Consider the following 16019-nt stretch of genomic DNA (forward strand, 5'->3'; position numbering starts at 1 on the left):
CGAAAATGGGTGTAGGATTATTAGGAATATGATAAGATAAAAACAGAAAACATCTTGACTCTCCAGTAACGTAACGGTTTACGATGAATAGGAAAGGAGGAAGTATGAAAACAGTAAAAGAGGTGTCGGAGCTGACAGGAATCAGTATAAGAACATTACGGTATTATGATGAAATTAATTTACTTAAGCCTGCAAAATTAACAGAAGCAGGATATCGTTTGTATGACGAGAAATCGCTGAAGGAATTACGACAGATTATGTTTTTCAGAGAATTAGAAGTTCCATTATCAGAGATAAAAGCAATTATGGGAAATCCTGATGCTGATAAGCGAAAAATTCTCGAAATGCAAAAATGGATGTTAGAAATGAAGCGTAACCGTCTGAACGGAATAATTGAATTAATTTCTGACGTATTGAAAGGAGAGGAGAAGATGAGCTTTGAAGCATTTAATCATGACGATATTCAAAAAATAGTTCATCATTCATTAGAGGTTATGAGTGAAGAAGATAAAAAGATGATAGTAGAGAAGTATGGAGATATTGATCAGTTCGTACAGACTGTAACAGAAAACTTCAAAGACGAAAAGGTCTGTGAGCAGTTGATTAAAATATATGGAAGTAAAGAAAAAGCGATAGAGGCGAGTCTGCAGTCAACAGGAGATAAAGAGGAATTTACTGAGAAGCAAAATGAAATAGATATGACTTACAGACAATTTGCCCATGCAATGGAAAATTCAGATAACGATATGGCAATGGAAGCGGTAAAAAGATTGGCAGAAAATTATAAAAGTCTTTTTAAAGTAGATAATGCGAGAGCCTTATTGTTGGAAGTTGCAAACGATTACCGAAACAATTCTCAAATGGAAGAAGCCACAGACAAGCAATATGGGAAAGGAATTACAAAGTATATCGGTTCAGCAATTTATCAGTATTATGGCATAAAGGATTAGTGTAAAACAGGATTAGATGATATAATGAGTCTTGATCAGAGGTGATTTAAAATGAGTTATTCTATAGGCGGAGCAGATGGACCGACATCTGTATTTATAGCAGGACAGACGGGAGAAAACTGGATAAATATCTTTGGATTTATCGTTATCATATTAATGTTACTTCCGAATCTTATCTATGCATTTTATTATCGGGGACAGGAAAATAAAGTAGTTAATAAGGGAATGAATCTGATGGAACAGATTGGAAGATATGCATCCATGTTTCTTATGGTGTTTCATATCGGAATTGCGGAATTCGGATTTTGTTCTGTGAATGCTTTTTTGATGTATGGAGTAGGAAATGTAATTTTGCTGATTGCATACTGGGTTGCATGGATGCTGTATTTTATCGAGCCGAAATTGTGGAAGAGTATGGCGCTGGCGATTATTCCCATCGGAATATTTCTGCTAAGCGGCATCGCATTGAGGCATTTCCTTTTAATCATAAGTGGTGTGATATTTGGAATAAGTCACATTTATATTACTTTTAAGAATGCGAGAGATATATGAGAAAAAGTGAAAATAATTTAAGAATGTATTGTAAAAGCTTTTTGTGATACCTGCAGAGATTATCACATCATGGCAGTTCCCAATATCTATCTTACAGAAAATGGTGAGTCTTATGATGCAAGTATATTGATTGATCAGGAAGGTACCATTCTTGGAATCCAGAAAATGGTTCATATTGCTCAGGCAGAAAGGTTCTATGAACAGGATTATTATGCGGCATCTGATACAGGCTTTCAGGTATCTGCAGAAGGCAAGACGATAGTAAAGGCAGATGATACCGAGAAGATACTATATGCAGATATTGATTTGAAAGAATCTGCGATGATACGACAGGCAAAACCATATGTTTCACTCAGGAGAACGGAACTGTATCTGTAAGGTTAATTAATTTCATATTGTAAATATAATTTCTTTACAATGCTAGCAGAATAATATTTTACGGAGGAATTAGATGTGACAAATGAAAAGATTCAATATATGTACTGTATTCAATGTGGAGCAGAGTTACCTGTTGGAGAGTATCCGTTAGGATGTCCCGACTGTTTGAATAAAGGGCATCCGTCTAGTTTGACATTCAAATATAAAGAAAATCTGAAAATACTTCCGATGAAAAAAGGAATGAAAAGGTACATTTCTATGCTTCCGGTTGATGATTTTATCTCTCTGGGGGAAGGTGCAACTCCAGTTGTGGAGATACCACGTCTTGCAGAAGAAATAGGAATTAGAAATCTTTATGTGAAATGTGAGTTTCAGAATCCGACAGGTTCTCATAAGGATAGAATGAATCCTTTGATTGTAACGAGAGCAAAAGAAATGGGGTATTCTAAAATTGTGGCAGCTTCAAGTGGTAACGAAGGAATCTCTCTTGCATGTTATGCTGCGGCAAATGAAATATCATGTAGTATTGTTGTAACGGATGCCATTGCTTCACACTGGAAAAAAGCGATAGAAACGACTGGTGCGGAACTAATTATTGCGAAAGATTCAATGAGTCGGTGGAAATTAATCAGAGAAGAGATGGAGACTGAAAATTGGTTTAGTGCAACTAATGTAAATGTTCCTCCAGTAGGCAGTTGCTGTTTTGGTGTGCAAGGATATAAAACGATATCTTATGAGATATTTGAGGAAATGAAGGATGATATTCCAGAGTATATTTTGATACCTACATCGCGCGGAGATTTGTTGTGGGGAATATATGAGGGATTTCAAGATTTGATTGATGCAGAAAAGATAAAAGAAATGCCACGGTTAGTTGCGGTAGAACCATTTCCTCGTTTAGAAAAAGTTAGGAGTTTGGATGAATGCATTAAACAATTCGAAGGTAATAGCCAAAATACACCATCAATTGGAGGCAATACGGTAACAGTACAATCATATTTGGCATTAAAAAATAGTAATGGATATGCAATCTCTGTTCCAGCGTCTTATGTAGGAATATCGGTGTCTGAGTTGGCGAGAAACGGATTGTATTTAGAAACATCTTCTGCATTGTCTGTTGCGGGGTTAAAAAAACTTGTAAAGGAGAAAAAAATAACAGAAAACTCAAAGGCTTTGCTGATCGCTACTTCGTATGGTTTTAAAAATTGATACACTAAAGAGTAGTGTATAGATGTAATTTTTACTGTCGAAAATAAAATAGTATGAGTTGTTGTATTTCAAAATTCATTATGCTAGAATACACACAGAGCATTTTATTTCTATCAGTCTAAGCGAAACGCGTCTGAAATTCATCTCAATCATCAGAAAATCTTAGAAATCTCAATGCTTGATCACCCACATAACAGCAGAGGATTTCCAGGATGGACCAGGATGCATTGGAAAAGCCTCTGCAAGAATAGAAAAAGGAGGCCTTTTTATGGAACAGACAGGAACAGTTACTTCAAACCGCATCTACAAAGCCCGTATCTTTGAGATGATATTCAGTGACAAAAAAGAATTGCTTGCCTTGTATAATGCAGTCAACAAAACAGATTATGATATCCCTGAATTGTTGGAAATCAACACTTTGCAAAATGCTATTTATATGTCCATGAAGAACGATGTATCTTTTATCATTGATTCCAGACTGTCATTGTATGAACACCAGTCAACTTACAGTCCGAATCTGCCACTTCGGTATTTACTGTATGTATCAGACATCTATGCGAATATTACAAAGAACGAGAATCTGTATGGGCGAAAGGTTATCAATATACCACCGCCTCGATTTTTAATCTTTTATAACGGAAGAGACCCATTTCCAGATCGAATGATTCTGAAGTTGTCAGACATGTACAGCGTTAAGGAAGATGAAATTTCTCTAGAGTTAACGGCGCTTATGTTAAATATCAATCCGGATTATAATCCGGAATTGTTGAATGCATGCAAAACATTAAAGGATTATTCCCTGTATACGGCAAGAGTACGGGAATATGCAGATAGAATGTCACTGGAGGATGCTGTGGAGCGAGCGATAACAGAATGTGTCAAAGAAGGAATTCTGTCAGAATTCCTGTCGAAGAACAGAGCGGAGGCGAAACGAATGAGTATCTACGAATATGATGAAGAGAGACATATGCGTCAGACACGTGCCGAGGGATACGAAGAGGGCGAGGCCGCTGGAATGGCAAAAGGTAAGGTATTAGCAACACAGCGTCTTAACCGACTGAACCAGTTGCTTGCAGAGCAAAATCGTACGGAAGATATTGTAAAAGCAGCAGGCAATGAGGAATATCAAAAGAAGTTGTTGGAAGAGTTTGAATTGTAGATGAAAATGAATGATAAGTTAAAGAAGGGATAGGCGTGAAGCCATGGACTACAGAAATTGATCTGTATATGCCATGGCTTCTTCCAGTCTGGAATAGAATTGTTCATAAAAATCCTGCGATGCTTGAAATGGCAGCAGGAAGAATTGTTTTAACAGATACATACTGATTGTTTTTTGCTCAGAATCGTTTTTGGCAGTTTGAATGCATTTCTGCAGGTCTTTGAGATAATAATGCCAGTCGTTGATATACTTCTCGTAACGGCGGCTGTCTTCTGTGTCGATCCATTTATGGACTTTTACCTTGCTTTTGTTTGGTTTCGGACATTCGTGAACCTGAAGAATGTATTGGAAAGAATGATTCTGGTAAAATCGTCCCAGAGGAAAGATCCGACAGATACCCGGGCGGATGGCGTGGATGCTGCATCGTTGATTCTGGTCAAGGAATGCGCATGCTTTATCATTTCCGCTCATCCTAAGATTGGGAAGGATAATTCCGTCTACAACATTCAACTCCAGAAAGCCATCTAGTAATTCTTCAAATGATTTTTGAAGACCTGTGGTTATGCGGAAGACATCCAATGGATCAAGGATAATGGAAGTTCCCATGTCATGACAGCAGGCGGAACATCCATGACAGCCGCCGCAGTCAGCCTTGACCATGTCGTTGATTCCATAGAGCTTTCCATCAGATATTTCATTTAGATCAATGTTTCTTAACATGGTTATTTCTCCTGATATAATCTCTTCTTGCTAGATAAGAAGATTATAGTGTAAGATGGTTTCAGATGTAAATAGAAAGGATTCGTTTTTATGAAGTTTTTTCATTTGTCTGACTTGCATATTGGCAGGCAGCTTCATCATTATAACTTAAGAGAAGACCAGGAAAGGATTCTGGGCGAAGTCATAGATTATGCAGAGCTGATACATCCGGATTCGATTATTATTGCTGGAGATATCTATGACAAATCGGTTCCTTCAGCGGAAGCGGTCAGTATGTTTGATGAGTTTTTGACGGCTCTTTCTGCTATTGAACCGGCGATTCCAGTGTTGATCATCAGTGGAAATCATGATTCGGCGGAACGTTTACAGTATGCGTCCGGCATATTGAAAAAGCATCAGATTCATCTGGCTGGAATTGCACCGAGGACGCAGGAAGAATATATAGAAAAAGTAACCCTTACGGATGAATATGGGGAAGTGAATTTTTATTTGCTGCCATTTTTAAAGCCTGCATATGTCAGGCGGGTGTTCGATGAAGAAATTCCAGAGACATACTCAGAAGCAGTAAGATGCTTAATTGAGCGAGAGAAGATTGATTTTTGTAATAGAAGAAATGTATTGATCTCCCATCAGTTCTATACGGGAAAAGACAATCCGCAGACTTGTGATTCTGAGACGTTTTCCGTGGGAGGAATTGACAATATAGATATCGGATGTGTGAAGGAGTTTGATTATGTGGCGCTGGGTCATCTCCACGGAGAACAGAATGTGGGAATGTCTCATATTCGTTATTGCGGAACGCTTTTAAAATATTCGGTCAGCGAAAGCAGTCATCACAAATCCCTTTCTGTGGTGACGCTGAAGGAAAAGGGAACATCACCGCAGATTGAGCTTCTGCCGCTTCATCCATTACGAGATGTACAGAAGAAGCGGGGGCAGCTTGAAGAGATCCTGAAGCAGGCAGAAGAGAAGGAAAAGGATGATTACATCAGTATTACCTTGACGGATGAAGTTGAACCATATAAGCCAAAAGAACAATTGGAAAAGGTATTCAGCCATATTCTGGAGGTTCGTGTGGATAACACCAGAACACGGAATAAATTGCAGGAACTGGATGAAGAGCTGACCATCAAAGATCCGTTGGAAAGTTTTGCGGATTTTTATCAGGAAATGCAGGGAAAAGAGATGGGGGAAGAGGAACAGGAGATTATGATGCAGATTCTGGAAGAGGCAAAGGGGGAAAAGCAGTGAAGCCAATTAGGTTAGTGATGTCAGCATTTGGTTCCTATGCAGGAAAAGAGACGATAGACTTTTCGAAAGTCCAGCATGGACTTTTCCTGATTACCGGGGATACTGGCTCAGGAAAGACGACCATATTTGATGCAATTACTTACGCCCTTTATGATCAGACCAGCGGCGGCAGGCGCGATGGTAATATGATGAGAAGTCAATATGCATCCGATGAGACGGACACTTATGTAGAATATACATTCCTCTATCAGGAGAAGACTTACACGATTCGAAGAAATCCAGAGTATACCAGGCTTGGAAAAAGGCGATATGCAGATGGTTCGCCGCGTTATGTAAAGGAATCCCCTAAAGTGGAGTTGATTCTTCCGGATGGGAATGTGTATCGGGGAAAGAAACGCGAGACAGATCAGAAGATTGTGGAGATTATCGGACTGGATTCAGATCAGTTTACACAGATTGCAATGATTGCGCAGGGAGATTTCCTAAAACTCCTTCATGCAGAGTCAAAAGAACGAAAAAAGATATTTTCTAAGATATTCCAGACTCGTCTGTATTATCGGGTTCAAGAGGAATTAAAGAGGAAGGCAAATCAGCTTTATTACCAGCTGGAAGATCATCTTCGGGATATCAGGCAAGAGATGGATCGGGTAGAATATATCGAAGATTTTGAAGAAAATGGGAAATGGGAAGAATGTAAGGCATTGCCTGTCGTTGTGAAAGAAGAAGCTCTGGAAGTGTTAAAGAATCTGATTCAGGCAGGCAGCGCCCTGGAAAAAGCGAAGAAAAAAGAGACAGAAGGACTACAAAGAAAAATAGATGAATTAAATGGCAGAAAGAAGGAAGGGGAGACACTAAGCCAGCTTTACCAGTCCCTGGAACGGATCAAGAATCAGGAACAAGAACTTTTGAATCAAAAGGAAGAGTATCAGGACAGAGAAAGAAGGTTATCCACTGCGAAAAGAGCGGAAAAGGTATATATCGAGGAAAGTCGGCTGATACAGATCACCGAGGCAATTCAGAAGAATAAAAAGACACTTGAGGAGACCGTAGACAGACTTGAGAGTGCAAAAACTCGCTTAGAAGACTGCGTGAAAGATAAAGATAACGCAAAGCAGCAGATGAAGGAACAGGGAGTAATCTGTACGCCGGAAATCGTCCGTATTCAGGATGCACTTCCCTTATATGAAAAGATCGAGCAGTTGCAGACATCTTTTGCTGAAAAGAAAAAGGAAAAAGATCAGAAGGAAAAGGAATTGCATCAATCTGTGCAGACATTAGACGCACTGATGAATCGCAAAGAGACTTTAGTGAAGATTCAAAAAGAATGTGCCGGAAGCAAAGAAAAAATGGAAGGACTTTGCCTGAAAATTGAGCGGCAAAAAACCAGACAAAAGGAATTAGAGTCCCTTGATGGTCTATGCAGAAGTCTTGAAAAGATGAAAAGAGAATGTCAGAAAAAGAAGATTCAGGCGGAACAGGATCACAACCGGTACTTGAAAGAATTGATGAATTATGAACAGAAATATCAGGCGTTTTTGGCGGAACAGGCAGGAATACTGGCGCAGGAATTAGAAGAAGGAGATCCCTGCCCGGTGTGTGGATCCTGTGACCATCCCAAGATCTGCCAATTGTCAGAAGGAGCACCAACCCAGCAGGAAGTAGAAGAAGCGAAGCGAATAAGAAATCAGAAGGAGCAGTCCAGAGACCAGTCAACAAAGGCCTTCCAAGCAGCAGCTGTCCAATATGAGGCGGAACAGAAATCATTTTCCAGAGAATTCCTCCGAGTGATGGAAAGAGAATTTACGCTGGAAGAACTGGCTGAGGGAACAAGAGCAGGTGCGCAGATTCGGGATGAGGCTTTCCAATGCGCAGAAGAGATCTGTAAGCTTCAAGATGCGCTGATTTTGGCACAAAAGGAAAGTGAGCAGTTGGAACAGGCTCAGCGAGAAGAACAACAGATTCTAAAGAAGGTGGAAGAACAAAAGCTCATCCAGGAGAAGGAAAAAGAAAGGCATGCGGAAGTATCGCTAAACCTTAGTCAGCTGGAATCAGAAATTCATTCAAAAAGTGAAGGACTTCCGGCTGCATCGCAGAAGATTGCGAAAGAGCAGTTGAAAAAATTGGAGGACTCTTTACAAAAGGTGAGACAAGCGTTAGAATTAGCAGAACGAAGAGAACAGCAGGCAAAGGAAAGTGTTCAGCAGCTGGAAGGACAGACAGACAGCCTCAAGCAGGCAGTTCAACAGCAAAGGGAAGAAGAAAAATATCAGAATCAGGTATACCATACCATGATACAGCAGCAATGTTTTAAAGATGAAGAAGAGTATCATGCCGGGAAAATGTCTTCGGAAGAAATCCAGGAGTCAGAAAATCTGATTCAGCAGTATCATACAAAGCTGCATCAGATTTCCGGGATGAAAACATCGCTGGAAGAACAAATAGATGGAAAAACAGTAGAAGATCTGGAAGAGATTCAGGTACAAATTCAGTCTGTCAGTCAGGAACAGAAGATTAGACAGGAAGAATATCTTCAGTTATACAGTATCAATAAGAAGAATCGAGAGATTAGAGAGCATCTGAAACGCTATTTTGAAAAAACAGGAAGTCTTCAGAAGCAATACGAAGTAGTAAGCAATCTTAGTAAGACAGCTAACGGAACGTTAAGCGGGGCCGTCAAGATGGATTTTGAGACTTACGTCCAGAGACAATATTTTAAGCAGATCATACATGCCGCGAATAAACGACTGGTTCAGATGACATCCAATGAATTCATCCTGCAGTGCCGGGAAGTGAAAAATCTTGGAAGTCAGGGACAGGCAGGGCTGGATCTGGATGTCTACCATATGGCCAGTGATTCCGTGCGTGATGTAAAGACTCTTTCCGGCGGAGAATCCTTTATGGCATCTCTTGCAATGGCACTTGGCCTTGCAGATATTGTGCAGAATACAGCAGGAGCAATCCATCTGGATACGATGTTTGTTGATGAAGGATTTGGTTCGTTGGATGATGCTGCCAGAGAACAGGCAATCAAGATCCTGTGTGATCTGGCAGATGAAAAGAGACTGGTTGGTATCATCTCGCATGTCAATGAATTAAAGGAACAAATAGATTGCAAGCTATTGGTTAAAAAGACAGAACATGGCAGTCATGCCCGATGGTCTGATGAGACAGACCCGATATAGCTTGAAAGAACCGTAACAGAGAGAAAGTGATAAAGGGAGGACAGGATAAACGATATGAAGTATGATTATTTGATCGTTGGTGCCGGACTATTCGGTTCCATTTTTGCACATGAGGCAAAAAAAGCAGGGAAAAAGGTGGTTGTAATTGACCGCCGTAATCATGTCGGCGGAAATATCTACACCAAAGAAGTAGAAGGAATCCAGGTACATCAGTATGGAGCACATATTTTCCACACTTCAGATAAAGAAGTGTGGGATTATGTCCAGCAATTTGCTGAATTTAACCGTTATACCAATAGCCCTGTGGCAAGATATAAGGATGAGTTATATAATCTGCCTTTTAATATGAATACCTTTAGTAAGATGTGGGGCATTACGACACCGCAGGAGGCGAAAGAGATTATTGACCGTCAGATTGCAGAAGCTGGAATCACAGAGCCCAGGAATCTGGAAGAGCAGGCAATCTCGCTTGTGGGAAGGGACATCTATGAAAAATTAGTCAAAGGATATACAGAGAAGCAGTGGGGTAAACGTGCCGACGAACTTCCAAGCTTCATCATCCGCCGCCTTCCGGTTCGATTCGTATATGATAACAATTATTTCAATGATAAATATCAGGGAATTCCTGTAGGCGGATACACACAGATGATTGAAAAAATGTTAGAAGGAATCGAAGTCCGGCTGGAGACAGATTTCTTCCAGAATCGTAAGGAACTGGAAGCTGAGGCAGAAGAGATTGTCTTTACGGGAATGATTGATGCATATTATGAATATTGTTATGGGGAATTGGAATACCGAAGCTTGAGATTCGAGACAGAAGTACTGGATATGGAGAATTATCAGGGCAATGCAGTTGTCAATTATACAGAATATGAGATTCCTTATACTCGTATCATCGAACACAAACACTTTGAGTATGGATGTCAGGGGGGCTATGGCAATACAGGTATTCCGGCGAATCCAAAGACTGTCATCACCAGAGAATACCCGGCATCCTGGTCCAAAGGTCAGGAGCCATACTATCCAATGAACGACGAGAAAAATAACACCTTATACGAAAAATACAGACAACTTGCGGATAAAGAACCGCATGTCATCTTTGGAGGCCGCCTCGGAATGTACCGCTACTACGATATGCACCAGATTGTATCCGAAGCTCTCAAGTGCGTAAAGGCTCATCTGAATTAAAGACGGAGAAGTGAAAGTCACGGAGAATTCCTCCGGCAAAAAGAAATCCCTGAGACACAAGATGCATTTAACTTGTAGCTCAGGGACTTTGAATTTATATCATTATTTTTTCTGATATTCTAATGCGGCTTCGATAAATCCACGGAACAAAGGATGTGGTCTGTTCGGGCGGGATTTTAATTCTGGATGTGCCTGAGTTGCGATAAACCAAGGATGTTCCGGAATTTCGATCATTTCTACAATTCTTCCATCTGGTGACAGACCGGAGAGCATCATGCCATGTGATGTAAGATCGTCGCGGTAGTCATTGTTTACTTCGTAACGGTGACGGTGGCGTTCACTGATATTTTCTGTTCCATATAATTTGTAAGCCTTAGATCTTTTATCAAGAACACATGGATAAGAGCCAAGTCTTAATGTTCCGCCGATATCTTCAATACCAATCTGATCCGGCATGATGTGGATGACCGGATGTGTGGTATTTGGACTTAATTCTGCACTGTGTGCATCGTTGTAGCCGATGACATCTCGGGCGAATTCTACAATGGCAAGCTGCATTCCAAGGCAAAGACCGAGGAATGGAACATTGTGCGTACGTGCATATTTGATTGCCTCTAATTTGCCGTCGATTCCACGATGTCCAAAACCGCCAGGAACAAGAATTCCGCTGACATCTCCCAGAAGTTCTTCTACGTTATCAGCTGTAACAGTTTCAGAATCTATCCATTTGATATTTACGGTAGCACGACTGAAGATACCACCGTGTTTTAATGCTTCTACAACACTGATGTACGCATCGTGAAGCTGAATATATTTACCGACTAAAGCTACAGTGACTTCGGTGTTTGGATTCTTCAGATATTCTACCATCTCAGCCCAGTCTTTTAAGTCTGGTTCCGGACAGTCAAGGTGCAGACATTCACAGACAACGCCTGCGAGATTCTCTTCTTCCATAGCCAGAGGAGCCTCATACAGATACTCTACATCCAGATTCTGCAATACGTGATTGGATGGTACATTACAGAACAAGGCAATCTTATCTTTGATGCCGACATCCAGAGGATGCTCGGAACGGCATACCAGAATATCCGGTTGAATTCCCATTCCTTGAAGATCCTTTACACTTGCCTGAGTCGGCTTGGTCTTCATTTCCTGGGAAGCACGCAGGTAAGGAATCAGGGTAACATGGATTAAGATAACATTTTCATGACCCTTTTCATGCTGGAACTGGCGGATTGCTTCCAGGAACGGCTGACTTTCGATGTCACCGACGGTTCCGCCTACTTCGATAATGGCAATTTCTGTATTTTCTGTTGCAGGATTGCGGTAAAAACGATTTTTGATCTCGTTTGTTATATGAGGAATTACCTGGACGGTTCCTCCTCCAAAGTCTCCACGGCGTTCTTTTTGAAGAACGGACCAGTAGATTTTTCCGGTTGTAACATTTGAATTCTTACTCAGACTTTCGTCAATGAATCTTTCATAATGGCCCAGATCAAGATCGGTCTCAGCTCCATCGTCGGTTACGAACACTTCACCGTGCTGTACCGGATTCATAGTACCCGGGTCAATATTAATATAAGGATCGAATTTCTGCATGGTCACAGTGTAACCACGTGCTTTTAACAGTCGGCCAAGAGATGCGGCTGTAATTCCTTTACCAAGTCCTGATACAACACCACCTGTAACAAATACGTATTTTACTGCCATAATTTCCTCCTTAAAGTTCAATCTGTCATGTCTCTCATTCATTATATTAAAAAAATACTTTAAGATTATACACCCTTTTCGTTGAAAAATACAGAGTTTTTTTCATACTTTGCTTCAAAAGTGGCCTGTATGGATAATTTTTTGAATTGCTTCATATCTACAGAGCTGACCATGACAGAAGTATGTGCCTGGCATCCTCTTAATTCCGGCAGCTGATCGAGTGCCAACTGTGCAACCGGGTCGGTGGCTGCACTTACAGACAAGGCAATCAGTACTTCGTCGGTATGGAGTCGTGGATTTTTGCTGCCCTGATACAAAGTCTTTAATTTTTGAATCGGTTCAATTGCTGCAGGAGAGATCACATGACGTTTATGATCAATTCCTGCCAGCTCTTTTAATGCGTTCAGAAGAAGAGCAGCAGAAGCCCCCAGTAGATTAGAAGTCTTTCCGGTGACCATACGTCCATCATGGAGCTGAAGAGCGGCAGCAGGCGCGTCCGTTGCCTGAGCAAGCTCCAGGGCAGCATCAACGACTGGACGGTCGTGAACCGTTATTCCGGCCTGGTTCATGAGCATCTCGATCTTGCAGACTTCTTCTTCTGAACAGGATCCCATGAGAAGACGCTGCAGAGATGCATAGTATCTGCGGATGATTTCCTGGCGGGAAGCCTCTCGACAGACCTCATCATCACAGATACAGTTTCCAGCCATATTTACTCCCATATCAGTAGGAGATTTATAAGGGCTTTCCCCGTAAATGCGTTGGAACATGGCGTTTAATACCGGGAAGATCTCAACATCCCGGTTATAATTTACAGTAGTCTTTCCATATGCTTCCAAATGGAACGGGTCAATCATGTTAATATCATTCAGATCAGCAGTCGCAGCCTCATAGGCCAGATTGACCGGATGTTTTAATGGAATATTCCAGATCGGAAATGTCTCATATTTGGCATAACCGGCAGAGATGCCGCGCTGATGTTCATGGTATAGCTGAGAAAGGCATACTGCCATTTTTCCACTTCCGGGACCTGGTGCTGTAACAACGACCAGTGGACGGGAAGTCTCGATATAGTCATTTTTGCCATATCCGTTATCACTTACAATATAAGGTACATTGGACGGATAGCCAGGAATGATATAGTGGCGGTATACTTTTATGCCAAGTTTTTCCAGACGGTTCTTAAATAAAGTAGCACTTTCCTGACCGCTAAACTTGGTGATTACAACGCTGCCGACATAGAGGCCATGTTCTTGATAGACAGCCATCAAACGAAGTACATCGGAATCATAAGTGATGCCGAGATCGCCGCGAATCTTATTTTTTTCGATATCCTCTGCACTGATTACGATTACGATCTCTGCCTGGTCAGAAAGCTGCTTTAACATGCGCAGTTTACTGTCCGGCTGAAAACCCGGCAATACACGAGAAGCATGGTAATCATCGAATAATTTGCCACCGAATTCAAGATAAAGTTTATTGTCAAATTGATTAATTCGCTCCCGGATATGGGCAGACTGCATTTGAAGATATTTTTCATTGTCAAATCCAATTTTCATTGTGTTCATTCCCCTTAGTCTTTCTATATAGAATTATACTTTCGATTGCCATGTATCTGGAAAAAAACTGCCAGTTACGCATAAGCATTATTAATAAAAGTATACTACATCATATGGAGAGTTTACAATCTTTTCATAATGTTTTTATTGATTTCTAGGGAGGCTGTCCTTATAATGAAAGAGAAGCACAGGAGGAGAAATATGGACAACCAGAATAATAAAAACAAAAATAATCCTAATAATAATAAAGACAATAAGCAGGGATTTTCTTTTATTATATTAGTAACATTAATAACAATGATTCTAGTTATGGCACTGTTCCAGTTTCAGGGAACAGGAGAAGGAAATGAGATTACTTATGATGAATTCATCAAGATGGTAGATGACGGGAAAGTCGATGAAGTACAGATTCAGAGCGACCGGATCGTGATCAAAGAGAAAAAAGAGGATGGACAGAAAGTTGCAAAAGAATATTATACCGGTATTGTCAATGATGATAAGCTTGCAGATAAGCTGACAGAAGCGGATGTAAAGTTCAGTCAGGAGATACCGGATACGACATCTATGGTAGTGGCGCAGACTCTGGCGACGTTCTTACCCATTATCATTTTTGTCGGTCTGATCGTATGGATGACCCGAAAGATGTCAAAAGGTGGCGGAATGATGGGTATTGGCAAGAGTAATGCCAAGATGTATGTGGAGAAGTCTACAGGTGTTACTTTCAAAGATGTTGCCGGTCAGGATGAAGCAAAGGAGTCTTTGCAGGAAGTCGTTGATTTCCTTCATAATCCGGGTAAATATACAAGCGTTGGTGCCAAGCTTCCAAAAGGAGCACTCCTTGTAGGACCTCCGGGAACTGGTAAGACACTTCTTGCCAAGGCAGTTGCAGGAGAAGCAAAAGTACCATTTTTCTCATTGAGTGGTTCTGCGTTTGTCGAGATGTATGTAGGTGTAGGAGCATCCCGTGTGCGTGACCTGTTCAAGCAGGCACAGCAGATGGCTCCATGTATTATCTTTATCGATGAGATTGATGCCATTGGTAAGAGTCGTGACAATCAGCTTGGAAGCAATGATGAGCGTGAACAGACGTTAAATCAGCTTTTGGCAGAGATGGATGGATTTGAGAGTAACAAGGGATTGGTGCTTCTTGCAGCAACGAACCGCCCGGAGATTCTGGATCCGGCACTTTTGAGACCGGGACGTTTTGACCGTCGTATCATTGTGGAAAAGCCTGATTTAAAAGGAAGAGTTGATGTTCTGAAGGTACATTCGAAGGATGTGCGGATGGATGAAACGGTAGATCTGGAAGCAATTGCGCTGGCAACATCCGGTGCTGTGGGCTCAGATCTTGCCAATATGATCAATGAAGCAGCAATTAACGCCGTTAAGAATGGACGAAATGCAGTGTCTCAGTCAGATCTGTTCGAAGCTGTGGAAGTGGTACTGGTCGGAAAAGAGAAGAAAGACCGTATCATGAGCCAGGAAGAAAGAAGAATCGTATCTTATCATGAAGTAGGACACGCACTGGTCAGTGCACTCCAGAAAGATTCCGAACCGGTGCAGAAGATCACGATCGTTCCCCGTACAATGGGAGCCCTCGGTTATGTCATGCAGACACCGGAGGAAGAGAAGTTTCTGAATACGAAGAAGGAATTACAGGCAATGTTAGTCGGAATGTTGGCAGGACGTGCGGCGGAAGAGGTCGTGTTTGATACCGTTACGACTGGTGCAGCCAATGATATTGAGAAAGCGACCAGTATCGCAAGAGCCATGATTACGCAGTATGGTATGAGCGAAAAATTCGGCTTGATCGGGTTGGAATCTATTCAGAATCGTTATCTGGACGGCCGTCCGGTAAGCAATTGCGGACAGGAGACAGCTTCAGAGATTGATCAGGAAGTTATGAAGATGTTAAAGGAAGCTTACGAAGAGGCTAAGAGACTGTTGAGTGAGCATAGGAATTCCCTGGATAAGATTGCAGCATTCCTGATTGAGAAGGAGACGATTACCGGAAAAGAGTTTATGGAAATATTCCATGAAGTAGAAGGAATCGATCCGAATGCTCCTAAGAAAGAAGAACAGAGAATCGGTATGAATCCGGTGGAAAGAGAAGATATTCAGACAGAAGCTGTTGAAGTTACAGACAGCATAGAAGAATAGG

12 protein-coding genes are annotated in these 16019 nt (G+C 41.3%); 9 read left to right on the forward strand and 3 right to left on the reverse strand.

Going from position 1 to position 16019, the window contains the following annotated elements; genetic code table 11:
- The first annotated feature begins 104 nt into the window (after positions 1–104).
- The 5 genes from ACQRBH_RS09145 to ACQRBH_RS09165 all read left to right on the forward strand — a co-directional run bounded on the left by ACQRBH_RS09145 (position 105) and on the right by ACQRBH_RS09165 (position 4248).
- Positions 105–950 carry a MerR family transcriptional regulator gene (locus ACQRBH_RS09145; protein ID WP_427761436.1) on the forward strand — a complete coding sequence of 282 codons (846 nt, stop codon included), beginning with the start codon at positions 105–107 and terminating at the stop codon, positions 948–950.
- A 51-nt stretch (positions 951–1001) separates the two neighbouring features.
- Entirely contained in the window at positions 1002–1502 is a 501-nt protein-coding gene (locus ACQRBH_RS09150; RefSeq protein WP_427742874.1) for a hypothetical protein, read from the forward strand.
- A 69-nt stretch (positions 1503–1571) separates the two neighbouring features.
- A complete protein-coding gene (locus ACQRBH_RS09155; protein WP_427742872.1) occupies positions 1572–1880 on the forward strand; it encodes a hypothetical protein in 309 nt (102 codons plus the stop codon).
- A gap of 228 nt (positions 1881–2108) precedes the next feature.
- Entirely contained in the window at positions 2109–3089 is a 981-nt protein-coding gene (locus ACQRBH_RS09160; RefSeq protein ID WP_427742871.1) for a pyridoxal-phosphate dependent enzyme, read from the forward strand.
- Between the two features lie 268 nt (positions 3090–3357).
- A complete protein-coding gene (locus tag ACQRBH_RS09165; RefSeq protein ID WP_427761437.1) occupies positions 3358–4248 on the forward strand; it encodes a hypothetical protein in 891 nt (296 codons plus the stop codon).
- 48 nt (positions 4249–4296) lie between these two features.
- On the opposite strand, the gene ACQRBH_RS09170 is transcribed toward ACQRBH_RS09165, so the two are convergent.
- Positions 4297–4968, reverse strand: a complete 672-nt coding sequence (locus ACQRBH_RS09170) for a YkgJ family cysteine cluster protein (RefSeq protein ID WP_427761438.1) — start codon at positions 4966–4968, stop codon at positions 4297–4299.
- A gap of 90 nt (positions 4969–5058) precedes the next feature.
- Between ACQRBH_RS09170 and ACQRBH_RS09175 the strand changes: the two genes are divergently transcribed.
- From ACQRBH_RS09175 to glf, 3 genes are read left to right on the forward strand one after another with little or no spacing between them, the layout of a single operon-like run.
- A complete protein-coding gene (locus tag ACQRBH_RS09175) occupies positions 5059–6219 on the forward strand; it encodes an exonuclease SbcCD subunit D (RefSeq protein ID WP_427742868.1) in 1161 nt (386 codons plus the stop codon).
- The gene (locus ACQRBH_RS09180) at positions 6216–9401 is read left to right on the forward strand and encodes an AAA family ATPase (RefSeq protein ID WP_427761439.1); all 3186 of its coding nucleotides are present in this window, start codon (positions 6216–6218) and stop codon (positions 9399–9401) included. The genes ACQRBH_RS09175 and ACQRBH_RS09180 overlap by 4 nt, the downstream gene beginning before the upstream one ends.
- A 54-nt stretch (positions 9402–9455) precedes the next feature.
- Complete coding sequence (gene glf / locus ACQRBH_RS09185; protein ID WP_235231733.1) at positions 9456–10589, forward strand: UDP-galactopyranose mutase; 1134 nt, start codon at positions 9456–9458, stop codon at positions 10587–10589.
- Between the two features lie 102 nt (positions 10590–10691).
- On the opposite strand, the gene ACQRBH_RS09190 is transcribed toward glf, so the two are convergent.
- Entirely contained in the window at positions 10692–12299 is a 1608-nt protein-coding gene (locus ACQRBH_RS09190) for a CTP synthase (protein ID WP_427761440.1), read from the reverse strand.
- A gap of 65 nt (positions 12300–12364) precedes the next feature.
- Complete coding sequence (locus tag ACQRBH_RS09195; protein WP_427761441.1) at positions 12365–13858, reverse strand: DUF1846 domain-containing protein; 1494 nt, start codon at positions 13856–13858, stop codon at positions 12365–12367.
- Positions 13859–14059: 201 nt separating this feature from the next.
- Between ACQRBH_RS09195 and ftsH the strand changes: the two genes are divergently transcribed.
- On the forward strand, positions 14060–16018 hold the full coding sequence (gene ftsH / locus ACQRBH_RS09200; RefSeq protein ID WP_427761442.1) for an ATP-dependent zinc metalloprotease FtsH: 1959 nt from the start codon (positions 14060–14062) through the stop codon (positions 16016–16018).
- Position 16019 lies beyond the last annotated feature (1 nt).

Origin of the sequence: Bariatricus sp. SGI.161 (assembly GCF_050313695.1) — a bacterium.
Taxonomy (GTDB): Bacteria; Bacillota; Clostridia; order Lachnospirales; family Lachnospiraceae; genus JAFBIX01.

Bases quoted from the DNA above. Each gene is read 5' to 3' on its own strand.
- ACQRBH_RS09155 (WP_427742872.1), top strand. From the start codon at position 1,572: ATGGCAGTTCCCAATATCTATCTTACAGAAAATGGTGAGTCTTATGAT.
- ACQRBH_RS09160 (WP_427742871.1), top strand. From the start codon at position 2,109: ATGAAAAAAGGAATGAAAAGGTACATTTCTATGCTTCCGGTTGATGAT.
- glf (WP_235231733.1), top strand. From the start codon at position 9,456: ATGAAGTATGATTATTTGATCGTTGGTGCCGGACTATTCGGTTCCATT.
- ftsH (WP_427761442.1), top strand. From the start codon at position 14,060: ATGGACAACCAGAATAATAAAAACAAAAATAATCCTAATAATAATAAA.
- ACQRBH_RS09175 (WP_427742868.1), top strand. From the start codon at position 5,059: ATGAAGTTTTTTCATTTGTCTGACTTGCATATTGGCAGGCAGCTTCAT.
- ACQRBH_RS09195 (WP_427761441.1), bottom strand. From the start codon at position 13,858: ATGAAAATTGGATTTGACAATGAAAAATATCTTCAAATGCAGTCTGCC.
- ACQRBH_RS09170 (WP_427761438.1), bottom strand. From the start codon at position 4,968: ATGTTAAGAAACATTGATCTAAATGAAATATCTGATGGAAAGCTCTAT.
- ACQRBH_RS09190 (WP_427761440.1), bottom strand. From the start codon at position 12,299: ATGGCAGTAAAATACGTATTTGTTACAGGTGGTGTTGTATCAGGACTT.
- ACQRBH_RS09145 (WP_427761436.1), top strand. From the start codon at position 105: ATGAAAACAGTAAAAGAGGTGTCGGAGCTGACAGGAATCAGTATAAGA.
- ACQRBH_RS09165 (WP_427761437.1), top strand. From the start codon at position 3,358: ATGGAACAGACAGGAACAGTTACTTCAAACCGCATCTACAAAGCCCGT.
- ACQRBH_RS09150 (WP_427742874.1), top strand. From the start codon at position 1,002: ATGAGTTATTCTATAGGCGGAGCAGATGGACCGACATCTGTATTTATA.